This is a genomic window from Staphylococcus sp. GDY8P85P (assembly GCF_017892405.1).
Classification (GTDB): domain Bacteria; phylum Bacillota; class Bacilli; order Staphylococcales; family Staphylococcaceae; genus Staphylococcus; species Staphylococcus borealis.
In genome coordinates, this window is the sequence record NZ_JAESLA010000012.1 from 1 (window position 1) to 23,254 (window position 23,254).

The window sequence follows — 23,254 nt, forward strand, 5'->3', positions numbered from 1 at the left end:
TAATACGGATTTAAAATCCAAGGGAGTGCACAGTCTACTTCTCTCTACAACTATAAAAAATAGCTGTGAAAAAATCTATCGTCATAGATTTCTTCACAGCTAATCTTAGTATGTTTTTTAAATGAAGCAAGAGTGCGCCATCTATTTAGTTGACAAGTCAACCAATGCGTTATATAGTTCAATAGTTGATAAGTCAACTATATGAGGTGAGGCAATGCGAAACGATAAAGAATTTGAGTATCGTGATATTAAATTTATTGGAAAATTATCATCGAAAATATATAGACGGGGCAATATTTATATTACAGAGCAGTTAAAGCCATATGGAATAAACTACATCCAAGTCATGTGTTTAGTTGCACTCTATATTGAGAATGGTATAAAACAAGAAACCATTGTTGAAGACATCGGTGTAGATAAAGCAAGCGTGAATCGAGCAATTAAGTATTTAGAAGAAAAGGGTTATATTACAAGAGAACGCAATCAAGACGATAAAAGAGCGTATAATTTATTTCTTACGCCTAAAGCAATGGCATTTAAAGAAATAAGTTGGGACATTTTAAGTAATTGGGAATTAATGATTTCCGAGGGTATTGATGCTCAAGAGAAAGCAATTGCTTTCGATGTTTTAAAAAAAATGTCGCTAAATGCAGACAAATATTATAAAAATTAAATGAATCAAGGAGTATATATCATGATTAATAAAGACAATATGGAACATGCAATTGTATTAGGTGGCGGTGGATCACTTGCGATAGGTTGGGAATTAGGATATCTTTCAGTCCTTTCTAAAGCAAATATCGATGTGAGACACGCAGATTTAGTCATTGGTACCTCTGGAGGTGCTCAAGCTGGGACGAGTTTAACATCTCAACAGAGTTGGGACGAGATTTATGAACAACAAATTGCGCCAAAGGCCAATGAAGCACCACCAGTAGACGACATGTCTGATATTTTTGCCAGATATGCTCAAATAAAAAATAGTGCAAACACACCAAAAGAATGGATTGAAAATTATAGTGTCTATGCATTAGAGGATCACAAATTTAATGAAAGCGTCCATATTAATCGATTACAAAATAGAATTAAAGTATCCAATTGGCCTGAAAATCTGATGATTACGGCAGTAAATGCGAATAAAGCAGCGCGTGTTGCTTTAACTTCAGATAGTCAAGTCGATTTGTATAGAGCAATGGCCTCAAGTGGTTCATTACCTGGTGTGTGGCCGGCAACAACAATTAATGGTGAGAAACATTTTGATGGTGGTTGTCATTCTATGGAGAATGCCGATTTAGCTAAAGGTGCTAAAAAAGTACTTATCTTTGCGACAAACCTTCCTGTATCAACACCATACAAACTTGAAGATGCGATAAAAGAACTCGAAGAAAGTGGTTCAGAAGTTAAATTAATTACACCAAGTAAAGCAGTGTTCGATAAATTAAATGAACTCGGTGGCAATACGGTTAATCCAGCTATTAGACCTGACATTTTTAAAGCGGGGGAAGCACAGGCCCTTGAAGATGTAGAGATGATACGAAGCTTCTGGAATGAATAAGCCTGATTGGCTTCCAAAGCAATGATGAAAATAGATATAAAAGGGGGAACGCAAACATGTCTAACCGTTTCGATCATGTTCAACCACCAAAGCAGTTTAAATATAAAGAAGGACAAACCATATTAAAGCAACAATATGATTTCGTCTGTGATAATCGAATTTATTATAGTGAAACGCTCTATCGAGATTTGAATAATCATTCATATCGCTTGTATGTAGACGTACTTTCGCCGATTGGTGATTATGGTTTGGGATTAGATTTTAATGATATAGACGCGATTTATAGCAAAGTGATTGAACCAAAATTAAACCATCAACTCATCAATGAGACGTTACCGGATATGAACACGACTGCTGAAAATATTGCGATGTGGATTTGGGATGAATTTGAACAACATCTTCCAGAACAAAATTATATGCATGAATTACAATTATTTGAGACTGACCGCCATGGGGTAAGTCTAAATCGTACAATAATGAAGTCGTAATATACAATTGAACACTATAATAGTATGGTTCTTAAGGATGTATTTTCAATTAAGTGCTATTTATATTAGTATTTAAAATTTAAATATTTTGATTATATATAAAACATTGATATAATTAGTATAGTAGAAAGTCTACAATTTTTTTATTTTGGAGGAACATATTTGGGGACCACATTTAGTCTTATTACTTTTATATTATTATTAGTCCTAACGGCTTTTTTCGTTGCAACAGAGTTTGCTATCGTAAAAGTCAGAGAAACAAGAATTGCGCAATTGTCTAATGCAGGAGAGAAGAAAGCAATCGCTGCTAAAAAAGTTGTCGATCATCTTGATGAATATTTAGCTGCCTGTCAATTAGGTATTACCATTACCGCACTAGGTATAGGTATGGTTGGGGAATCAACATTTGAATTTATTCTACATCCGTTATTCAGTAGTATCGGTATTCCTGAAGCGTGGATACATCCATTTACAATTGGTGGTGCATTTGTTATTGCGACATTTTTACACGTAGTTGTAGGTGAGATGGCGCCTAAGACCATTGCGATTCAAAAAGCAGAGTATATTACATTACTCTTTGCAAAGCCGATTATCTTTTTCTATAAAATAATGTATCCATTTATTTGGATATTAAATGGTGCAGCACGATTAATCTTGAAAATGTTCAACATGAAACCAGCTAAAGAGAGTGAAGTATTCCACTCTGAAGAAGAATTAAAACAATTAATTCAAGATAGCCATGAAGGTGGCGAAATTAATGACAGTGAATTACACCATATCAATCAAGCATTTAAATTCGATAATTTAGTCGCAAAAGACATTATGATCGATCAAGCACATGTTAAAACACTCAATTTAAATACGCATTTTGATGATGCGATTCAACAAATTAAAGTAGATGCGTTTACGAGATATCCAGCTGTTAAAGATGATCAAATCGTTGGTTTTATCCATTCCAAATCACTATTTAACGTGGATCAGCCATCTAAGTTAGAGACATTTGTTAATCCAATTATCAACATTAAACCGGATACGCCATTGAAGCATATCTTGGAAATGATGAAGAAGAAAAAAGTTCATATTGCCGCAGTTTATGATGATGCAGATTTCAAAGGAATCATTACTTTAGAGAATATTCTGGAAGAAATCGTAGGCGATATTGAAGATGAATATAATTAATGTGAACATAGTCTTATATAATTAATACAATTGCTTATATTGACCCTATCATTGAGATTTGAAAGTCTGAATGGTAGGGCTTTTTTTATGGATCGATTTAAAAAATTGACATCCAACTCAACTTGTAACTATAATGGTTACATGAGGTGAGAAGATTGAAAATTAGTAGTCGTTTTACTGTGGCTGTGCACATTTTAGCGTTAGTCAAACTAGAACAGTCGCAACCATTAACGTCTTCTTGGATTGCCAGCAGTGTGAATACAAATGCTGTCGTCATTAGAAGGTTAGTTAGTAAATTAAAACAAGCGAACTTAATTGAAACACAGCAAGGTAGTGGCGGTATTCAATTGTTGAAACCATTAACGGACATTACATTACTTGATGTATATCAAGCGGTGGAAGTAGTAGAAGAAGGCGAATTATTCCAAATGCATGAAGACACGAATATGAATTGTGTTGTAGGTGCTAATATTCAAAGCGTACTTGAAATCGTTCTCTTACGCGCACAAGATGCGATGGAAGGTGTCTTGGCGAATGTTACGATGGAGGATATCGTTTCAGATATCTTGCAACAAAACGGATAAGTCGTCATCCGTTATATCCAACTTGTAACTAAAATAGTTACAAGTAAAAATAACAATACCAATTCACTATAACGACCTAATTGAAGCATATCACCAATGAAATCACTATAAATACAAATAAGTGGAGGAATAAATAATGAAAATTGGCATTATTGGAGCAACAGGTAAAGTAGGAACTAAAGTATTACAAGAAGCAACACGTCGTGGTCATGAAGTGACGGCCATCGTCAGAAATGCGGCTAAATTAAATCACTCAGATGTCAAAGTGATTGAAAAAGATATTTTTAATTTAACAACAGATGATATTAAAGATCTTGATGTCGTTGTTAATGCGTTTGGCGCACCACTCGGCGAGGAAGAAGCCCATGTTGAAGCAGGACGTGCGTTAATTGCATTATTAAAAGATGTAGATACAAGAGCGATTATTGTTGGAGGTGCGGGAAGTCTATTTGTGGATGAGGCACAAACAACTCGTGTCGTTGATACACCAGATTTTCCAGATGTTGTTAAACCAACAGCTAAAGGTCAAGGACGCAACCTTCAAGACCTTAAAGATACAGAAGGTATCACTTGGACATTTGTAAGTCCATCTGCAGAATTTGATGCGGAAGGTAAACGCACAGGATCATATACATCAGGTAAAGATCAATTATTAGTTAATAGTCAAGGTAATAGTTACATTAGCTATGCAGATTATGCGATTGCGATTGTAGATGAAGCTGAAAATGCAGACCACATTAATGAACGCTTTACTGTTGTTGGCGAACAAGCGTAATTGATTAAACGAGCCATTTAAGACGAGTGGAAATATTGTCTGAGTATAAATATACAAAGGGCGTGGAACAGAATGCTTTATGATTCATTGTTCCACGCCCGTTTTTTATGGCTAATACGATTGTTTTTAATATATATCTTATTTCATTCCGGATTTCGCCATTTGGATAAAGGTCTTAGCTGCTCTGGATAACCGTTTTTTATCATTTTCTTTATATGCTAACACGACTTGATTGTAATAATGATGCGGGTTCAACTGGACAAACGCACCATTAAATCGATCAGATGTCATATCTTTAACGCTTTTAGGGACAAATGTGATAGCAATACCTTCATTTACGAGACGAAGCGCGTTCTCTACACTCACCGTTTCCATCATTACGTCAGGTACGACATGATAATCGTTTAAGATTTGATTGGTTAATTGACGTAACGTCATTTCAGGCTTCAGCAAGATAAATTTTTCATTATGCAATAAATGAAATGGGAATTTACCATCATCTGCATGGGCTTTCGCTTGGTCGATAAGGTTATGCCCAGGCGGTAATGCTAGATAGACATTTTCAGTATACAAAATATCATAAGATAAATCCTCAGTGTACAACGGTAAAATCGTTACACCGATATCCACTTTCTGATCGTAAACAATTTGTTCGATTCGATGTGCCACTTCTTCTACTAATTCAATCTCGACACCAGGGTAATGCTCGATAAACTTTGGCAAGATACTATAAAGCGTATGTGTAGCTAAAATTGGATTTACACCTATACGGATGCGTCCCTTTTTCAAATTAGAAATCGTCTGTAACTCATCGCGCATTTGCGTGTCGATATCTTCAATGTCGTGTAAATAATCTAGAAATCGTTCAGCTGAATAAGTGAGTTCTAAAGGATTACTGTCGCGATTAATCAAAGTAACGCCTAAGTCATTCTCGACTTCTTTAATATAACGACTTAAATAGGGTTGAGATATATAAAGATGTTTCGCTGCGTGTGAAATACTGCCATAACGTTGAATAGCTTCTAAATATTGAATTTTATTTTTATAAGTCATGTAGATGACCGCCTTTCATCGTGCTATATATGGCTATAACTATTTAGTTATACATTTGATAGTTAAATACGTCTTTTACATTTAGACTATAAGGTCAGATAATAGATTTAGACATAAAACAGACACATTTTCCAGAATGCGTATTGTTAATTTCATACCTTTGGGGGTGACATGATGGACATGATTGGAACGATAGGGATTGTATTAGCAATTCTTTTCATTATATATATGTCAGACAAGAACTATTCTATTTTAGTTATAGGTCCTTTGGCATCTATTATAGTCATTTTGACGAATAATTTACCATTTTTCGACTCATTAATTGGTACGAAAGCGTCATATATGACTGGGTTAGCAGATTTTATCGTTAGCTTCTTTGGCGTTTTTATACTTGGTTCATTATTAGCGAAATTTATGGACGAAAGTGGCGCAGCACAATCTATCGCTGAAAAGATTGTGTCAAAAACAGGAACGAATAGTCCATATGCTATTTTAGTTGCTATATTCATTATTACAGCAATCTTAACATATGGTGGTATTAGTCTTTACGTTGTTGTATTTGTATTAATTCCATTAGCGAAACCACTTTTCAAAGAGATGGACTTAGCTTGGAACTTAATCGGTATTCCAGTTATGCTTGGTTTGGGTACATTTACCATGACTATGCTACCCGGTACACCTTCAGTACAGAATGTTGTACCAACTAAGTATTTAGGCACAACATTAACAGCAGCACCGATATTAGGTATCGTAGGAACGATTGTCGCAATTGCATTTGGTCTTTGGTATATGAAACATGCATTAAATAAAAGTATCGCAAAAGGTGAATCTTTTGCAGACTATAATATCAAGGATATGCAATTTGACAAGAAGGAACAGACACCGCATTTTCTATTAAGTATATTACCAATTGTCGTGCTTATTGTGATGAATATCGTTGGTAGTGCAATGGGTATTTCCAATATTATACTGATTAGTTTAACGACAGCGATTATACTTTCAGCACTTCTATTCTTTAAATACATTCCAGTTAAAAGACAAGTGCTCAATGAAGGTGCATCTAATTCATTAATGCCAATGTTCCTTACCGGCTCAGCAATTGCATTCGGTACGGTTATTACATTAGCGCCAGGATTCGAAACGATTCGCTCATTAATATTAAATATTCCGGGTAACCCATTAATTAGCTTAGCTGTTGCATCAGCACTATTTGGTGTGATTACAGGTTCAGCATCAGGTTCACTCGGCATTGTGTTACAAGCATTTGGCCAACACTATGTTGAGATGGGCATTGATCCTGAAGTGATTCACAGAGTTGCAGCGATGTCATCATCAATATTTACAGTAATGCCGCACACAGGCGTTGTATTAACATTCTTTGCAATTACTGGTTTAACACATAAAAACGGCTTTAAATATTTATTCATTACAAATACCGGTGCCAACCTTTTAGCGCTGATCGTCATATTATTAGGCGTAATTATTTTTTAGGAAAAGGCAGCACCAAACACTTATAGGAGGTAATTTATTATGACAAGAAATGTAATCGTAACAGGTTCAGCACAAGGAATAGGATTTGCAATTGCGCAAGCATTTGATAAAGAACAGGATCGTGTGTTCATCTTTGATATGAATCAAGAAGCGGCAGACAAAGCAGCGAATGAATTAAATAATGGCGTTGCATATAAAGTAGATATTACAAATGAAGATGAAGTGTCACAAGCAATTAAAGACGTGAATAATCAATATGGTGCGGTTGATGTATTAGTTAATAATGCAGGTATTCAGCACATCGATAAAGTTGAAGATTTCCCATTAGATCAATGGAACAAAGTGATTGGTGTTATCCAAACAGGTACATTCTTAATGACTAAACACGTGTTACCTTCAATGAAACAACAACAAAGTGGACGTATTGTGACAATTTCATCAGCACACGGTGAAATGGCGGACCCATTTAAATCAGCTTATGTTGCTTCTAAATTTGCACAAATTGGTTTCACTAAAACAGTTGCGCTTGAAACGGTTAAAGATGGTATTACAGCAAATGCTGTGTTGCCTGGACCTGTGCGTACGTCATTAATTGAGAACCAATTAGCACACCTTGCAAAACAAGATGGCTCAACAGAACAAGAAGCAATGGAAAAATATATTACAGGTAAAATGCCTATGAACCGTTTATTAGAAACTTCAGAGATTGCAGCAACAGTTGTATTCTTAGCTTCTGAAGGTGCTACAGCGATTACTGGTGAAACAATCAGTGTTTCTGGCGGTTCAAACGCATAATCATCAATTATTTTAAAAAATTAAGAAAGGATGTATTTAAAATGGCAGAACTTAAAGAACAATTAATCGGAACTTGGAAATTAGTTAGATATCAAGATGAAGATAAAGATGGCAACATCTTCTTTCCACTAGGTAAAGATGCAACAGGATTCATCATGTATAATCCAGATGGTTATATGTCAGCACAATTAATGCAACAAGGACGTCAAGCTTATGAATCAGGTGACTTACACACAGGCACACAAGATGAAATGGCTGAAGCAGCACATGGTTACGTTGCATATTCAGGTCGTTTTGAATTAGATGAAGAAAATTCAACAGTGTACCACACAATGGAAGTGAGTATGAATCCAACTTGGTTAGGCGATACACAACCACGTTTATTTGAATTAGAAGGCGATACACTTAGCATTGTAAACGGCAATGTGCCTAACCAAAAATTAGTTTGGCAACGTGTGAAATAAAAATACTGTTCACGAAATGATTAAAGCGTACATTTTAAAGGTAGGCATGTTGTGAAAGCGATATGCGTGAGTCAATGTGATGTATAGCTTTCAATAATGGTACTTTGCACATCGTATACAGAGATAAATCAAAGGGAGATGTTAAATATGAGATACAATGAGTTCGAAGGGAAAACAGTTGTTATCACAGGCGCAGCATCAGGAATTGGGAAAGCTACAGCATTAAAATTTGCTCAAGAGAAAGCAAATGTCGTTATCGGAGATGTCGATGAACGTGCGCAACAAACAGCACAAGACATCAATGATAATGGTGGTCATGCAGTATTCGTGAAAACAGACGTTTCTGATCCAGAACAGGTACGCGCATTGATGCAAAAAGCACTTGATGAATTTGGTAGTTTGGATCACGCATTTAATAATGCAGGTATTTTAAATCAACCGAAAAAATTCGCTGATCTTGACCCTGAAACATTCGATAAAGTGATGAATGTTGACGTCAAAGGCGTATTCTTATCAATGAAATATGAATTAGAAAGCATGCTTAAAAATGGTGGCGGCACAATTGTTAATACTGCATCAGTTGCCGGATTAATTGCTGACCCTCAAATGGGACCTTACATTGCTGCAAAACATGCAGTTGTTGGAATGACAAAATCAGCAGGTTTCGACCATGCAACAGATGGCGTGCGTATCAATGCTGTTGCACCTGGCTTAACTGAAACAGAAATGACGAAAGCTTGGAAAGATGATGATGAAAAATGGCAACAAATGATTTCAGGTGTACCAATGGCAAAAGCAGCACAACCTGATGACATTGCTGACATCGTATTATTCTTATCATCTGATTCAGCAAAATTCATGACAGCACAAGTTTACCTTGTTGACGGTGGTCAAACAGCACATTAGTCTTCATATTTATAAGATTTAGTTGTAATGAGTCTAGGAAATAAAAATATAATAATGCTACTTTGTAAATTTGCAGTAGCTGACTGAACTGAGAAGGTGCTTAAACTAAGTGCCTTCTTTGTTTTAGTCATGCTTGGAGTCGGGGCCCCAACACAAAAAATCACGAAAGTGATTTTACAAGCTAAGCAAGCTGGGGTTACTACGAATTCAAAAGAATTCTGTCCCACTCCTTTCGCCTTTGTCTTTATATTATAAGTCATTATCGGTATAGTTAGGTTCAAACTATATTATAGAGAAAAGTGAGTGGATAATGATGTCAGCAAATATTTGTGCCTATTTAGGCGTATCTGTCGATGGTTATATAGCGGATCAATATGAAAGTGTTCAATTTCTAGAAGAGGTCGAAGGCGAAGGGGATAATGGTTATGCTCAATTTTATGACAGTGTCGATGTTGTGATCATGGGTGGGAATACATTTAGATGGTTACTCAATAATGGCGTTAAGACAAATCCATATGAAGGTAAACGCGTCATCGTAATGAGTACGCAACACGTTACGATAGACTGGGATATTGAATTTTATAGTGGAGACCTAAAGCAATTGTTTACGCAATTTAATAATGACGCACTGGTTTGGATTGTAGGTGGCGGTGCCTTAATTTCTGAGTTAGTGAATTTAAATATGCTAACATCAATGCGCTTAACGCTGGCACCTAACTTATTAGGTCAAGGTATCAGTTTGTTCAATGATATTAAGGATAACGTTCATTTAACGTTGCGAGATGTGACGCAATATAACCAATTTGTAGAACTTAATTATGACATTAATTACAAATAATAAAAAAATTTAAATCAATTTATTGTAATTCTTAATATAAGTATTGCTATACTTGTTAATAATATGCATAAAGGAGGGAAAGACATGTTTCTTGCATGGAACGAAATTAAGCGTAATAAGCTGAAATTTGGATTAATTATAGGCATTCTTGTATTAATTAGTTACTTACTCTTTTTATTATCCGGCCTAGCGAGTGGTTTAATTAATATGAATACAGAAGGCATCAAGAAGTGGAAGGCAGATGCGATTGTCTTAAATAAAGATGCTAACCAAACTGTGCAACAATCAGTCATAAAAACATCAGACGTTGAAGGCAAATTTAAAGAAGAGGCGCCTTTGAAACAAATGGGCGTTATAGCATCAAATGGAGATAGTGAAGAGAATGCGCTACTCTTTGGTGTAACGTCAAATTCATTTTTGATTCCAAAGATTGAGGAAGGTAAAACATTTGATAAAGATAATGATGTCGTCATTGATCAATCATTGAAAGATAAGGGATTCAATATTGGTGATACGATCAAGTTATCTCAATCTGATGAGAAATTACATATCGTAGGGGTATCAGAAAGTGCTAAATATAACGCTTCTCCAGTTATTTTTGCGAATAATAAAACGATGGAAAAAATCAATCCAGCATTATCATCAGATAAAACCAATGCCGTAGTCGTTAAAGATAGTAATTGGAAAGATAAAAAGGTTGATAGTGATTTAGAGGTTATAGGTATCGATGACTTTGTAGAAAACCTACCAGGCTATAAACCACAAAACTTAACAATGAACTTCATGATTACATTCTTATTTGTTATTTCTGCTACAGTCATCGGCGTATTCTTATACGTGATTACATTACAGAAAAAGAATTTATTCGGTGTGTTAAAGGCACAAGGATTTACAAATGGCTTCTTAATGAAGATGGTATTAGCACAAACCTTTATATTAGCCTTAATCGGAACATTAATTGGTTTAATACTCACCTTACTGACAAGTTTAGTCTTGCCTGAAGCGGTACCTGTCCAATTTAATATTGGTACACTCATTATCTTTGGTATCGTCTTAATATTAACGTCACTTGTTGGTAGTTTATTCTCAGTACTATCTATTCGCAAAATCGATCCACTCAAGGCAATCGGATAAGGAGGTGCCACTATGTTAAAATTTGATGAAGTAACAAAAGAATTCCAAGATGGGAATCATATCATTGAAGCAGTTAAACCAACATCGTTATCGTTTGAAAAAGGTGAACTGATAGCCATTGTCGGCCCTTCCGGTTCCGGTAAGAGTACGTTTTTAACAATGGCTGGTGCGTTACAAACACCAACATCTGGTGAAATTTATATCAATGATAAGAAAATTTCGCAAATGAGTCAGAAACAATTAGCTAAAATGAGAATGAAGGAAATTGGTTTTATTCTACAAGCGACCAACTTAGTCCCATTCTTAACAATCAAGCAACAATTCCATTTATTGAAAAGTTATAAAAAAGATGTCTTAAGTACAGAAGAATACGATAAGTTGTTGAATGATTTAGGATTAAAAGAAATTGAAAATAAATTACCTTCTGAGGTGTCAGGAGGACAAAAACAACGTGTCGCCATAGCTAAGGCGATTTATACGCAACCATCAATTATTTTAGCCGATGAGCCAACTGCATCACTTGATACAGAAAATGCAATGGCAGTTATGGAAATCTTAAAAGAACAATCTAAACAACGTCATAAAACGTGTATCATCGTTACTCATGACGAACGTTTAACTAAATTCTGTGATAAAGTCTTTCATATGGAAGACGGACGTCTAAAAGAAAAATAAACAAATGAAAACACCCTCCAAGTAGGCTTTAAGTGGTCCTACTTGGAGGGTGTTTATAATAGGTTGAGATAACTTTAATCAACATCTATTTATCTTGTAATTCTCTCTCTAAATCAGTTTCATCTTCCATCGCGATGGTCGCTTTTTCAGATTCTTTTTTATATTTTTGATACATAATTACCAGTACAATTCCCCAAACTGGTGCAAAGAGTACAGCATAACGTGTACTACTATTGATCAGTAAAACAATAAAGATAAATGCGAAGAAGACTAGAATCGCATACGCCATATATTTGCCACCTGGCATTTTAAATGAACTCTCATTGTGTAATTCTGGGTTTCTTTTCACGAAGCCTAGATAAGCAATCATAATACATGTCCAAATCATAATATTAAGTACTGTTGAGAACGTTGTGATTTGAACGAATACTTTCGTAGCGTCTTTAAATATAGCGTTTAAGATAATCGCAATACTTAATAAACCACATGTTAATAAGATAGCGTAATATGGGACACCATGTTTATTCGTCTTATGTAAGAATGGCGGTCCTTGCTTTCTGCCGGCTAAACCGAATAACGTACGGCTATTAGCGAAAATACCACTATTACATGATGAAGCGGCAGCTGTTAATACAACAAAGTTAATAATTCCCGCTGCAAATGGAATACCAACTAAACCAAATAGTTTTACATATGGACTTTCCGCAGGATCTAATTGATTCCAAGGTACAACTGACATAATTACTGCTAATGAACCGATATAGAATATTAATATACGGAAAGGTACGTTGTTAATTGCTTGTGGGATTGTTTTATATGGGTTCTTAGTTTCCCCTGCAGTGATACCGATTAACTCAATACCAATAAATGAGAAGATTGCCATTTGGAAGGCCATTAAGAAACCAGAGATGCCGTTAGGGAAGAATCCACCATAACGCCAAATATTCGATACACTTGCTGTACCGTAGTCAGTCTTCATTGCGAAGACAACCATCACAATACCTACAACAATTAACGCAATAATTGTTATTACTTTAATTAGTGATAACCAGAATTCTAGTTCACCAAATAGTTTGGCGCTGAATAAGTTCATGCCAACAAGTACAAGAATTGTAAATGCGACAGTTAACCAGTTCGGTATTGCTGGATACCAAAACTCAACATATTTCGCGACAGCTGTTACTTCAGCCATGCCTGAAATAATCCATGTGAGCCAATATGTCCAACCAACCATGAACCCTGCCATTGGACCGATGTGATGATGCGCGATATCCCCAAATGATTTAAATCCTAAATTAGATAATAAGATTTCTCCCATTGCACGCATAAACATAAATAATACGAAACCAACGATAATGTATGTAAGTAAAATCGATGGACCTGCTAAATGAATGGATGCACCGGCACCTAAGAATAAACCAGTACCAATCGCACCACCAATTGCAATCAGTTGTATATGCCTATTGCTTAACTCCCTTTGTAATTTATCTGCCATAATGTTCGTCCTTTCATGAGTATATACATGACTTAAGGTTATGACTGACTATAAATACCCTTAATAATTAGTTAAATAATTGTATTAAATTATGTAATTAATTTTTTTGTTAAGATTAATGATACCCTATTTATTAATTTTTAATCAATTGATAATTAAATGCCGGGCTATTTTAACAAGCACAGGTACATGGATTGAAATCATTGTGATACATCAAATCAGTGGTTTCATTGGCGCTTTCGTTACTAAGGAAGACTGACGTTAGTCTAAAGTGTGATAACATCGGGAAACAAATCATTGTACATAGATGCTATTTGCATTTAAATTATAACTAGAGAAAATGAATAGAAAGTAGGCTAAATCATGCTTAATGACTTTAATGAAATATTAGAAGGTCGTAGATCAGTTAAAGGTTTCGACCCAGACTATAAAATTCCGCATGAGGAAATGAATGAGATGATTGCAAAAGCAACCAAAGCACCTTCATCAGTAAACATGCAACCTTGGCGTTTTGTTGTGGTTGAAAGTGACGAAGCGAAAGCGAAATTGCGTCCATTGATTCAATTCAATACGAATCAAAATGACACATCATCAGCAATGATTATTATCTTCGGCGATTTACATTGCTATGAAGAAGGCGAATATATTTATGAACAAGCGGTGCTTAATGGGCACATGCCACAAGAAGTTAAAGAACAAATGTTGCCAATCGTGTTAGAGAATTATAAAAATCGCACACGCCAATCAATGAATGACATTGTGAAAGTAGATAGTAGTTTAGCCGCTATGCAATTGATGTTAGTAGCAAAACAACACGGTTACGATACAAATCCAATTGGTGGCTTTGAACATGAAGAAATCGGAAAAGCATTTGGCTATGATTTAGAACGTTATGTACCTGTCATGATTGTCGCTATCGGTAAGAAAGCTAAAGAGGCACATACATCATTCAGAATGCCAGTTGATCGTGTCATCGACTATAAATAATACGTTAAACATATCATGCAAGACACAGTAGCGAACGCCATTGACAACTGTCGATAACAAGTTTTGGCTACAGTCATCCACATGGTGGGGCGGAACAGTAAATTCATGATGAATGCTGTTTCGCCCTTTTTAATTAAAATAAAGACCATGAACATGAACGGTCATATTCAATATATAGAAAAAGGGTATAGCTAAAGACGCAGAAATTCACAAAGGGTGATTCACATGGAAAATAAACAATTCGAGACATTAACACACATAGAAAAGGGATTATATGAAACTACAAAGGCAGTCTTACCATTTGATAAACGTTACCGTATCAAATCATTTGTATTAGAGCGACCATCAGGCAATATCATCATATATCATTCTCCAGGGTTAAATGAGGCAGATTCAGATATTCAATTATTAGGTGGTGCGACGCGCGTTTTAATGAATCATGAGCATGAATCTCTAGGTGGACACCCTCGGATTGATGTACCGTTTTGGATTCATCGAGATGATGTAGCCGCTATACGTCATACAGTGGCCATTGATGGGCAGTTCGAACAACGGGAGGCAATTGCAAATGATTTGGAAGTCATTCCTACACCCGGACATACGCCTGGTACAACCATGTTTCTATGGAATAATGGTGAGTATCGCTTCCTGTTTACTGGTGATTTTTTATGTGTAGAAGGTGGCGAATGGCGTACTGTGATATTGAGTTCAAGTGATCGAGACGCATCGATTAGAAGCTTGGAGATGATTCGTGATTTAGCGTTTGATGCGATTGTACCTTGGGTTGCGATTGAGGGTGAAGACGCAATTTATTATGTTGAGAATGAAGAGGATAAACAAAATAGAGTGCAAAAGATAATTGACCGTGTTCGTCGTGGTGAAAATACGTAAACATAATATGAATAGTTTATTAAACGGGGGGATAGCATATGAATATCAATAGAGGCATTAATCATATTGGACTGACTGTACCTGATATCGAAGCGGGAGTGGGACAGAATTATTTTTAAATTCGTCGTCCCTCTCCCAACTCGCTTTGCTTGTAGAATTTCTTAGTGAAATTCTTTTTGTTGGGGCCCCGCCCGCAAGGATGACTAGAACTGAAAAAGCTTGATTTAAGCGCATTTCAGTTCAGTCAGCTACTGCGAATTTGCAAAATAGCACCATCATATTATTTATGTCCCAGGCTCCTTAATGGCAAGATTGCCTATGATAGTCAACGAAAGAACGACGTGCCACGTGGTGGAGAAACGGTTGAACGCATACTTGGCTTAGAAAAAGGGGCCGCCATTATTCATAAACGTATGATGGTCTTTGGCAATGGACCGAATATCGAAATGTTTGAATTTAAAGATGCGTATCAAGGTCAAGTGCAATCATTACAGGATATTGGTTTTACACATATTTCATTTTATATCGAGGCAGAACATTTTGATGAAGCTGTTAAACAGTTAACGCGTGCTGGTGGACAGCCGATATCTGAGCCTCATGCGAATACAAAATATGAAGATACGGAAGGTAACCGTACCGTTTATGTGAAAAGTCCGTGGGGAAGCTTAATCGAATTACAAACCGTACCGAATGGATTTTACTATCCAGATGATAGCGAAGCAGCCGTTTTTGTGCCGAAATAGTTAGACGATTGATTAGTGAAAAATATATCAATATTCATTAATATGACACATTTGTCATATTTAAAAATTTAAGTATTTTCTCCTTTTGAATTAAGGTATAATGCCTTTATCAAGCCTTTCAAGGGGCTTAATGAGCTAGATGTTATAGGGGAATTCGGGCTGTTTGATAGATACTATTTTGAATATCTATGCTTAAAAAGGGTATAAATTTAAAGACATAATTTTTTTGATATGTCAACAAAATTTTAAGGGAGTAATAGTCATGATTGATATTCAAATTCAAAAATCAGAATTAATCGAAGCAATTGAAAGTATTGTAAAAGAAAAAGTATATGTTGAAAGTGACGATGCATGTGAAGTATTAGCGACTGAGATTGTCAATGGCTTGGAAGAGTTGAATAGCGATGAAACGCAAGCGAATAATTTGCTAGGTCTAAATAGTGAATTGCAGCACAAGGTTGATCAATCAAATGGCGCAATCGATAAAGTAACCGTCTCCACTGCAGGTAATGCCTCCAGTAACGTACAATCTATGAATGCGCGTGCGAAATAGTCAGTCGTGGTTAACATAATCATGATGAACAAGAGACCTTTCAAGTACAATGGCAATCAACGACAAATGATAAGCACCACCTATGTTAAGAAGCAAATGCTTTTTAAGATAAGTGGTGCTTATTTGATTTGTCATTTATTTATGAAAATAAGACTTTCAAAATATTAAATAAAGAACCTATTAATTGAAGCACAGTACCAGACATGAGAGGACCTCCCTTCGGTTAGATTGAAATATGTGTTAAGCCTCACGTGTTAGCGACTCACTTTGAACTAAATCATCGGCTAAACTATGCCAAAATTGTTGTAGTTCGTCTCTAGTACGCTTCGTATCAGAACTATCTTGACCTACAAAATCGATATGGTCCCAATCATGTTTCGTTGGAGTGACTTGCCAAATGCCTTTTTGATTCGTATCTGTAGCTTGAGTAAAGGCTTGATTAAATGGATGTTGTGACGAAATAACAGACACTAAGCCATCATTTTCTCGCCATTCTTTTTCAGCTACCTTACCGATCACATTAGCAGTAAGGGTGAACGGGAAATATAAATTTAAATCTGATTTTTGACGTCCGAATAATGATGCATGTGTTGATTCACCAGTGTATGTTTTATATAAAATATTTGGATTTAAAGATGTTTGGCGATTAAGATTTGTCGCGCCTTCACGTGTTAAATCATAAAAGCCATTGTCTTTTGTTTGCCATAATTTAGAATCTTTAACACGTTTGGCGTAGTCGATATAAGATTCATTCGGTTGTTGTTTTAGACCCCATTGAGACAGACCGAAGTCTACACGTGAATCTTTATTGCCAAGTACTTTTCCTGCGTCAAAGACAATTTGACGAATAAGCGCCTCGTTACCTAATAAATCTGATGCATGTGTGCCGTTATGTGGCGTACCAAGCGTTGTTATGGAAGAAATCATATTGTCGTGTTGACCTTGATATAATGGTGAAATTTCGCCACCATGAACACGTTGGTATTCCTGTTCTTCTGGATTACCATTTCTTAATAGTGCCTCTAATTGACGAATGGTCTGACCACCCATACTATGTCCAACTAGATGGACTTTTTGACCTGGTTGCCAATCTTTATAGACACCTTCGTATGTTTTGCCGTAACGCTGATGACCATATTTGGCAGCGTGTGCAGCCCCATAATCAACCGTTCCACCTTTAATATAGTAATAAAGTTCAACGGCACGATCGTAGTTACTACCAAATGCACTAATACTTGCTTCATAAGATTCATAACCGTTTTCTTCTAAATCTTGGCGAATGTTTAATTTATCGCCACCCCAATAATGTGCTAATACAGATGGGCTTATATCATCAGTAAAACCACTAAAGCCGTGAACTAAAATAATAGGATCTTGGTTTTTATACTGAGCTTGTTTCGCAACTTTATTGGTTTGATCTTTTGTGCCACTTGTCGCTTGAGATTTAGATTGCGTATTGGTTGTTGCGACTGCATTATTTTTAAGTGTATTTAACCCTGATTGTGCATCTTTATCTTCCTTAGAAGGGTTGTCGTTATTGAAAGGGTTAGTTTGCGCATCAATAGAAATGTTAACATGATCGCCCTTTTCTGTGTTGAGATTTTGTGATGCTTGAGTTGTCGTTGTCTCTTTTTTAGTTATCATTTGTTGCTGTGACGGTGTGGTTGATTTAAGTGCCTCGTTTTGATGGTTATCTTTTAGTTGTGATGGCGCTTGTTGATTGTCGTCTTTTGATTGAGTGGATTGCGTTGACAGTTGTTGTTCAGTTGCGCCACTCTTGCTCGAATGTACGTCATTTGAAGACACACTTGTATCCTTAGATTTAACAGTATTTGAATGTGGTTGATTTAAGTCCGCTTGTTTAGTTTCAGATGTTTGGTTAACTTGTGGTTCAGTATGTGGTGTCACTTTCTTAGTTGAATCATCCGTCTTCGATGATGGTTCAGATGATTGTAAAGATCGTTCATCTTGTTCTAATGATGCTGCGTGTTCTGTTGATGTGACTTCGTTAGTAGTTGTTTTAGAAGTTGGTGTTTCAGTTGAATGTGTTTGTTGAGAAGTTGATGTCACTTCTGTGTGTTGATTGTCTGTATTTGAATCTGGCTTCTCAGATTCTTCAGTAGAAGGTTGATGCGTCTCGTTGGAAGAAACATGATTCTTAGATGCATCCGTTTGATGAAGTTCATTATGTAAGCTTGTTTGATTGTTATTTTCATTTTTAATTTGAGACACATTGTGCTTTGCTTGTTCAACGGATTGAACTTGTCCCTTTTGAGCCTCTGGTGTGTCATTATCCCCAATAGATTGTGCTGACGCCGTATCAGGAGTTCCCAATTCCTGTTGTTTCTCGGCTGCCTGTGCTGAGCCACCTCCCATGAATAGCAATGTCGCTACTACAATTGATGACGCACCTACGCTTAATTTACGAATACTAAATCGGTTCTCTTTTGTTTTCATAAACAGCACCTCTATTTTATTTAATTTTTGAAAATGTAAATCAGTGAATCCATGTTAGATAAATAAATTAATAATTAGACGTGGTAAGAATTCAAACAATTTGCTAAATATCGCCTTAATTTCTTCCATAATGACCTTCCTTTCTTTTGAAAAGAGAAAACGTTTGCAGAACTAGATAAAAAAATATGTATTGATAAGGACAGTTCAAGTGGAAAAACGTATCTCTTTCAAAGTAATTTAAACAAATAGTAACCTTGCTCACTAGCAATTGTCAATGACTTAGTAGGAATCGTTTTTTATATGGCAACGAGTTGGGACGATCTTTAAATCATAAAAAAGACTGAAACGATCATCGTTCCAGTCTAGAAATAGCGGAGAGGGAAGGATTTGAACCAACGCGAGCAAAAAGCTCCTACCAATCATAAATGATTGGCCTCTTTAGCCAGGCTTGAGTACCCCTCCATAAATATATTTTTTAAATATGTTTTACAGTTTACCTCTATCAATTTATTTTGTAAACGAAAAATACTTTGTTTTTGTTATTAAATTAAAAAATAAGTCTAAAGTTTTATTAATTAATAAGTCTAAAGACGTATATTGTCCGACTAATATCATATAATAATATTGAAAAATTATTATATTAAGCGATGTATGTCGTGACATAGCTATATAAAAGAAAGGTATTGAGGAGAATAATATGTGGAAATCAAAAGTTGGTAAAACATTTATTGCAAGTGTAGTGATTGGAACAACGATGTTTGGTTATGCTAGTCATCATGATGAAGCGCAAGCTGTTGGTAACTATTATTATGATGGCTTACATGCAGGTGAGTACTCAGGATATTTAAAAGCTAAAAAGATCAGTAACAGTTCAATTTCAAACAAATATTATCCAAATGCATCCCAAAGTAATTTGAAATCTATTGGTCGTGTTTCGAATTTAAATGGTTGGAAAGTGGGGATTCCAGAATATAAAGGACAAGACTCAATGGGTACTGGTACGGTTATTGGTGCGCATACTTTTGTCACAAATGGACATGTTATTGATGATAAATATGGTAAAGCCGCAGCACCAAAATATATTAAATTTCAATTGAATCGTAATGGTAAATCAATACCTTATACTTTTCATGCAAATGAAGTCATTAAGGTACCGCAATATGATATTGCGATAGTCCACACTAAAGAAAATATGTCGAAGTATGCTAAACCGATACGTATTGCGACAGATTCAGAAATTAAAAAGTTGAAATTTAATACACCATTATATTCATTAGGTTACTCAAAAATTAATGGTGACAATACGAAACCATATCTTAGTAAATTTCGCGTAACACAATTTTCCCCTAATGGTTCAGAAATTCAAACGAAAGACATTTTTAGATCAGGTGCGTCAGGTTCGCCTATGTTAAATAGCAAATATACTACAATGTACGGTATGAGAACGTATGGACACAATTTAGGTGGTACTGCTACCGATATGTATGCTAAGCAAGAAGCTTCTGGAGGAGAATCTTTCAAAGGATATGCTGGCAAATTTGTTCGTCAACATATTAAGTAATTTGATTAAATAAATTGAATTACAAGCGTTTCGCAATTTATTTTACAAAGGGAGTAAAGGGTGGAGAGAAATGAAGAGAAATTATTTAATGATTGGTGCGCTTACTGGAACAATGTTATTAGCTGGTTGTAGTTTAAGTGACTTTGGTCTTGGAAATGGAGCATCCGACGATAATAACAAATCATCACAAACGGATAAATCGAATAACGATAGTAATTCGAAATCTGATAATAGTACTAATAATAAGAAAAATAATGATGCGAATTCAGTAAACAGTGTTAAAGATTTAAATCAAGCAGAGAAAGTGGCATTAGCGCTAAGTGATGACAGTGTGTCTAATATAGCGATAACTGCCAATGATTTAAAGCGTCATTCATACATTGAAAATAGTAATACTGGGAAAAGGCAACAAAGTATAGATAAATACGAATTACAAGCAACTGGAGAAGCAGTTGAAGACGCACCAGAAGGGATGACATTTTATAGTGCTTCACCTGGCAAAGGATCCTTTGCGACGTTAATCGGTGTGAGTGATGATAAAGTAGCAGTAATAGGTACGCAAAATATAGGCAAATATCAACAATTTATTCAATCCGACTTAGGATATGAACTTGATGTTAAAGATTTATATCATAAATATGGCAAAGATTCGGATTATAAGAAAGTGGCAAAACAAATTTCGATTAGTGGCGGTTCTAATAGTACGCATTCGGCCGACAGTAATGATAAAAATACGAAAGAATACTTTGCTAAAGTGTGGCTGACAGCACGAAATGACGCGGATGAAATATTTAATGGAGAAGACCATACGTATGAACCTATAGATATGTCGGGCAAACCGATTAATTCATATAATGAAGATGCGTCAGAGGTGTACCCTGAGGGAACGATCGTATTAGCACCGTCTGTTAATGCGTTAGGTCACATTACGTTTAAAGATAATAATGATGGAACAGTCACATTTTATGATGTACCAAGTCATTTCCAAGATCATCGTTGGATTGAAGGTGGCTACTCTAAACAAGAAACTGCTCGAATTTTAAATAATGGTCAAACGAAGAAGATGAAGAACGCGTCAGATTCAGAAATTGAAAAGGTAGCAAGTCATATTACGTCAGAAACAGCTAGACAACCTGAAGATTTCGATAGTTCAAACTCAGAAGATAACGATAATAGTTCAAGTGATGAAACGGTGACACGCGATAATGTGATTGATAAAGTCGAAGCATACGAAGGGCATACCTTAGATACAGACACATACACTTATAAAGAACCAGAAAAAAATTCTGACGGCGATTGGGGCTTCTCATTTACTGATAAAAATGGTGAATTAGCTGGATCATATATAGTAACCTCAGACGGTAGCGTTACGAAATATGATGAAAACGGAGAAGAAGAATAAGTTAATAATATATAAGGCACCTCGTTAATTTAGNNACTAAATTAACGAGGTGCCTAATTTATTGTAATTTGGAGATACATAGTTGAATTACGAAAATCTCTTTGCTGGGGAAAAGAAACGTAAGTGTTCACACACTGACGTAAGTAGTTCTAATGATTAAAATCAAAGAACTGCTTTAGAGCCTTTCCCACAGGAAAGCGAAATAACTTAAGCAAGCGAAATCTATCTATGAACTACTTTACGAACACTTTTATTATTTATAAATACCTTTAATCTCATCTAATCTTTCTACAAAACTATCAATATATGATTGTGGTTTCAGAATCTTAGCATGTGGCGCTAATTGATAAGCGATATAGTACGCATCGAAACGCGTACAATTCACCCATACTGTGATATAATCCTCACTTCGTTCAACAACTTCCTTAATTGAAAATTGCTGTTGGAATTGGTTCCAAAATTGATTATGAATTTGGAATAACACAGGATTACAAGTGCCATCTTTCTTAAATTTTAAATTTAAAATCTTAACAGACAGAATATCTCGAAGAAGAATCGTTTCAATCTCATGGTCTACCTCATATGTAAACCAATAGTCATAATGCATATACAAGATAGATAACGGTTTAACCACTATCTTTTTATCTTGAAGTTCAATGCGAACAATTTCTTTATTCACGATTGCTTTTTGCAGGAGCATGAGATGTTTCCCAGGCAATAATTCTTGTCTGATTTTAAATTGATGTAACGTACTCATTAAAACATGTTTATCTGAAACTTTCATTGAAGTAATTGAACTAAGTAAAAATTTATGAATATCGTGATGCAATATAGGCGTTAAGCTTTGAAGTTTAATGAGCAGACTCAGAATGCCCAAACTGTGTTTACTTTGAGTATCCTGCTTAAGTTCGTATCCTGCCAATTGATGATTATAAACGACTCTAGTATTACTAGGATTCCAAAACTCATTTTCATAAAAGAAAGTGTTAATCGTATTAATATCACGTTGAATTGATTTTTTACTTACATCAGTGAATTGATTTAAGTCTTGTTGCGTAACAACATAACCTTTAAGAAGCAAAGTTAAAATATTTAGTATACGAGTTGATTTATCCAAGAATTGGGTCCCCTTTGCATCAATTCTGTATTTACTTTGAAAATTAACTATATAGTATCATATTATTTTTGTAATGTGTATAATTCCAAATTTAAAAAATAGCGATATATC

The 23,254-nt window shown here is 35.4% G+C and carries 22 protein-coding genes, 1 tRNA gene and 1 pseudogene; 19 read left to right on the plus strand and 5 right to left on the minus strand.

What is annotated here, in order from left to right; translation table 11 throughout:
• Positions 1-214: 214 nt before the first annotated feature.
• From KA828_RS02180 to KA828_RS02205, 6 genes are all read left to right on the plus strand, one after another.
• Complete coding sequence (locus KA828_RS02180; protein ID WP_210125319.1) at positions 215-673, plus strand: MarR family winged helix-turn-helix transcriptional regulator; 459 nt, start codon at positions 215-217, stop codon at positions 671-673.
• A gap of 21 nt (positions 674-694) precedes the next feature.
• On the plus strand, positions 695-1,555 hold the full coding sequence (locus KA828_RS02185) for a patatin-like phospholipase family protein (RefSeq protein WP_210125320.1): 861 nt from the start codon (positions 695-697) through the stop codon (positions 1,553-1,555).
• Between the two features lie 56 nt (positions 1,556-1,611).
• Positions 1,612-2,043 carry a 6-pyruvoyl trahydropterin synthase family protein gene (locus KA828_RS02190; RefSeq protein ID WP_210125321.1) on the plus strand — a complete coding sequence of 144 codons (432 nt, stop codon included), beginning with the start codon at positions 1,612-1,614 and terminating at the stop codon, positions 2,041-2,043.
• A 162-nt stretch (positions 2,044-2,205) separates the two neighbouring features.
• Positions 2,206-3,222: a hemolysin family protein gene (locus KA828_RS02195; RefSeq protein ID WP_204193738.1), complete on the plus strand. Its 1,017-nt coding sequence runs from the start codon at positions 2,206-2,208 to the stop codon at positions 3,220-3,222.
• Between the two features lie 155 nt (positions 3,223-3,377).
• A complete protein-coding gene (locus KA828_RS02200; protein ID WP_210125322.1) occupies positions 3,378-3,806 on the plus strand; it encodes an Rrf2 family transcriptional regulator in 429 nt (142 codons plus the stop codon).
• Positions 3,807-3,942: 136 nt separating this feature from the next.
• Positions 3,943-4,581 (plus strand): NAD(P)-dependent oxidoreductase, encoded by a 639-nt coding sequence (locus tag KA828_RS02205; RefSeq protein WP_210125323.1) that lies wholly within the window; start codon positions 3,943-3,945, stop codon positions 4,579-4,581.
• Positions 4,582-4,719: 138 nt separating this feature from the next.
• On the opposite strand, the gene KA828_RS02210 is transcribed toward KA828_RS02205, so the two are convergent.
• Positions 4,720-5,634, minus strand: a complete 915-nt coding sequence (locus KA828_RS02210) for a LysR family transcriptional regulator (RefSeq protein ID WP_210125324.1) — start codon at positions 5,632-5,634, stop codon at positions 4,720-4,722.
• Positions 5,635-5,808: 174 nt separating this feature from the next.
• On the opposite strand from KA828_RS02210, the gene KA828_RS02215 reads away from it, so the two are divergent.
• The 7 genes from KA828_RS02215 to KA828_RS02245 all read left to right on the plus strand — a co-directional run bounded on the left by KA828_RS02215 (position 5,809) and on the right by KA828_RS02245 (position 11,937).
• Entirely contained in the window at positions 5,809-7,125 is a 1,317-nt protein-coding gene (locus tag KA828_RS02215) for a GntP family permease (RefSeq protein WP_210125325.1), read from the plus strand.
• 39 nt (positions 7,126-7,164) lie between these two features.
• A complete protein-coding gene (locus KA828_RS02220; protein WP_210125326.1) occupies positions 7,165-7,920 on the plus strand; it encodes a 3-hydroxybutyrate dehydrogenase in 756 nt (251 codons plus the stop codon).
• A gap of 41 nt (positions 7,921-7,961) precedes the next feature.
• On the plus strand, positions 7,962-8,384 hold the full coding sequence (locus KA828_RS02225) for a lipocalin-like domain-containing protein (RefSeq protein ID WP_053030165.1): 423 nt from the start codon (positions 7,962-7,964) through the stop codon (positions 8,382-8,384).
• A 147-nt stretch (positions 8,385-8,531) separates the two neighbouring features.
• Complete coding sequence (locus KA828_RS02230) at positions 8,532-9,290, plus strand: SDR family NAD(P)-dependent oxidoreductase (protein WP_107629360.1); 759 nt, start codon at positions 8,532-8,534, stop codon at positions 9,288-9,290.
• Between the two features lie 313 nt (positions 9,291-9,603).
• The gene (locus tag KA828_RS02235) at positions 9,604-10,128 is read left to right on the plus strand and encodes a dihydrofolate reductase family protein (RefSeq protein WP_204193878.1); all 525 of its coding nucleotides are present in this window, start codon (positions 9,604-9,606) and stop codon (positions 10,126-10,128) included.
• 84 nt (positions 10,129-10,212) lie between these two features.
• Entirely contained in the window at positions 10,213-11,262 is a 1,050-nt protein-coding gene (locus tag KA828_RS02240) for an ABC transporter permease (RefSeq protein ID WP_107629358.1), read from the plus strand.
• Positions 11,263-11,274: 12 nt separating this feature from the next.
• Positions 11,275-11,937 (plus strand): ABC transporter ATP-binding protein, encoded by a 663-nt coding sequence (locus tag KA828_RS02245; RefSeq protein ID WP_075109084.1) that lies wholly within the window; start codon positions 11,275-11,277, stop codon positions 11,935-11,937.
• A gap of 85 nt (positions 11,938-12,022) precedes the next feature.
• Here KA828_RS02245 and KA828_RS02250 read toward each other — a convergent pair whose 3' ends face one another.
• Complete coding sequence (locus KA828_RS02250; RefSeq protein ID WP_204193742.1) at positions 12,023-13,432, minus strand: amino acid permease; 1,410 nt, start codon at positions 13,430-13,432, stop codon at positions 12,023-12,025.
• Between the two features lie 363 nt (positions 13,433-13,795).
• Between KA828_RS02250 and KA828_RS02255 the strand changes: the two genes are divergently transcribed.
• The 4 genes and pseudogenes from KA828_RS02255 (at position 13,796) to KA828_RS02270 (ending at position 16,606) form a co-directional block, all read left to right on the plus strand.
• Positions 13,796-14,419, plus strand: a complete 624-nt coding sequence (locus KA828_RS02255) for a nitroreductase family protein (RefSeq protein WP_070855389.1) — start codon at positions 13,796-13,798, stop codon at positions 14,417-14,419.
• A 225-nt stretch (positions 14,420-14,644) separates the two neighbouring features.
• Entirely contained in the window at positions 14,645-15,310 is a 666-nt protein-coding gene (locus KA828_RS02260; protein ID WP_204193744.1) for an MBL fold metallo-hydrolase, read from the plus strand.
• A 299-nt stretch (positions 15,311-15,609) separates the two neighbouring features.
• Positions 15,610-16,053: pseudogene (locus KA828_RS02265) on the plus strand (VOC family protein); the annotation flags it as partial.
• A gap of 262 nt (positions 16,054-16,315) precedes the next feature.
• A complete protein-coding gene (locus KA828_RS02270) occupies positions 16,316-16,606 on the plus strand; it encodes a hypothetical protein (RefSeq protein WP_053030156.1) in 291 nt (96 codons plus the stop codon).
• A gap of 240 nt (positions 16,607-16,846) precedes the next feature.
• On the opposite strand, the gene lip is transcribed toward KA828_RS02270, so the two are convergent.
• A complete protein-coding gene (lip, locus tag KA828_RS02275) occupies positions 16,847-19,063 on the minus strand; it encodes a YSIRK-targeted triacylglycerol lipase (protein ID WP_204193746.1) in 2,217 nt (738 codons plus the stop codon).
• Positions 19,064-19,435: 372 nt separating this feature from the next.
• A tRNA-Ile gene (locus tag KA828_RS02280) sits at positions 19,436-19,525 on the minus strand.
• Positions 19,526-19,760: 235 nt separating this feature from the next.
• On the opposite strand from KA828_RS02280, the gene KA828_RS02285 reads away from it, so the two are divergent.
• Together KA828_RS02285 and KA828_RS13375 are read left to right on the plus strand one after the other, a co-directional pair.
• A complete protein-coding gene (locus KA828_RS02285) occupies positions 19,761-20,624 on the plus strand; it encodes a trypsin-like serine peptidase (protein ID WP_107629353.1) in 864 nt (287 codons plus the stop codon).
• Positions 20,625-21,150: 526 nt separating this feature from the next.
• The gene (locus tag KA828_RS13375; protein ID WP_481906419.1) at positions 21,151-22,026 is read left to right on the plus strand and encodes a hypothetical protein; all 876 of its coding nucleotides are present in this window, start codon (positions 21,151-21,153) and stop codon (positions 22,024-22,026) included.
• A gap of 253 nt (positions 22,027-22,279) precedes the next feature.
• Here KA828_RS13375 and KA828_RS02295 read toward each other — a convergent pair whose 3' ends face one another.
• Entirely contained in the window at positions 22,280-23,143 is an 864-nt protein-coding gene (locus tag KA828_RS02295; RefSeq protein ID WP_204193752.1) for a helix-turn-helix transcriptional regulator, read from the minus strand.
• Between the last annotated feature and the right edge of the window lie 111 nt (positions 23,144-23,254).

What these genes read in the sequence shown, in the direction of transcription:
- KA828_RS02180 (WP_210125319.1), top strand. Translation starts at nt 215, where the DNA reads ATGCGAAACGATAAAGAATTTGAGTATCGTGATATTAAATTTATTGGA.
- KA828_RS02185 (WP_210125320.1), top strand. Translation starts at nt 695, where the DNA reads ATGATTAATAAAGACAATATGGAACATGCAATTGTATTAGGTGGCGGT.
- KA828_RS02190 (WP_210125321.1), top strand. Translation starts at nt 1,612, where the DNA reads ATGTCTAACCGTTTCGATCATGTTCAACCACCAAAGCAGTTTAAATAT.
- KA828_RS02205 (WP_210125323.1), top strand. Translation starts at nt 3,943, where the DNA reads ATGAAAATTGGCATTATTGGAGCAACAGGTAAAGTAGGAACTAAAGTA.
- KA828_RS02210 (WP_210125324.1), bottom strand. Translation starts at nt 5,634, where the DNA reads ATGACTTATAAAAATAAAATTCAATATTTAGAAGCTATTCAACGTTAT.
- KA828_RS02215 (WP_210125325.1), top strand. Translation starts at nt 5,809, where the DNA reads ATGGACATGATTGGAACGATAGGGATTGTATTAGCAATTCTTTTCATT.
- KA828_RS02220 (WP_210125326.1), top strand. Translation starts at nt 7,165, where the DNA reads ATGACAAGAAATGTAATCGTAACAGGTTCAGCACAAGGAATAGGATTT.
- KA828_RS02225 (WP_053030165.1), top strand. Translation starts at nt 7,962, where the DNA reads ATGGCAGAACTTAAAGAACAATTAATCGGAACTTGGAAATTAGTTAGA.
- KA828_RS02230 (WP_107629360.1), top strand. Translation starts at nt 8,532, where the DNA reads ATGAGATACAATGAGTTCGAAGGGAAAACAGTTGTTATCACAGGCGCA.
- KA828_RS02235 (WP_204193878.1), top strand. Translation starts at nt 9,604, where the DNA reads ATGTCAGCAAATATTTGTGCCTATTTAGGCGTATCTGTCGATGGTTAT.
- KA828_RS02240 (WP_107629358.1), top strand. Translation starts at nt 10,213, where the DNA reads ATGTTTCTTGCATGGAACGAAATTAAGCGTAATAAGCTGAAATTTGGA.
- KA828_RS02245 (WP_075109084.1), top strand. Translation starts at nt 11,275, where the DNA reads ATGTTAAAATTTGATGAAGTAACAAAAGAATTCCAAGATGGGAATCAT.
- KA828_RS02250 (WP_204193742.1), bottom strand. Translation starts at nt 13,432, where the DNA reads ATGGCAGATAAATTACAAAGGGAGTTAAGCAATAGGCATATACAACTG.
- KA828_RS02255 (WP_070855389.1), top strand. Translation starts at nt 13,796, where the DNA reads ATGCTTAATGACTTTAATGAAATATTAGAAGGTCGTAGATCAGTTAAA.
- KA828_RS02260 (WP_204193744.1), top strand. Translation starts at nt 14,645, where the DNA reads ATGGAAAATAAACAATTCGAGACATTAACACACATAGAAAAGGGATTA.
- KA828_RS02270 (WP_053030156.1), top strand. Translation starts at nt 16,316, where the DNA reads ATGATTGATATTCAAATTCAAAAATCAGAATTAATCGAAGCAATTGAA.
- lip (WP_204193746.1), bottom strand. Translation starts at nt 19,063, where the DNA reads ATGAAAACAAAAGAGAACCGATTTAGTATTCGTAAATTAAGCGTAGGT.
- KA828_RS02285 (WP_107629353.1), top strand. Translation starts at nt 19,761, where the DNA reads ATGTGGAAATCAAAAGTTGGTAAAACATTTATTGCAAGTGTAGTGATT.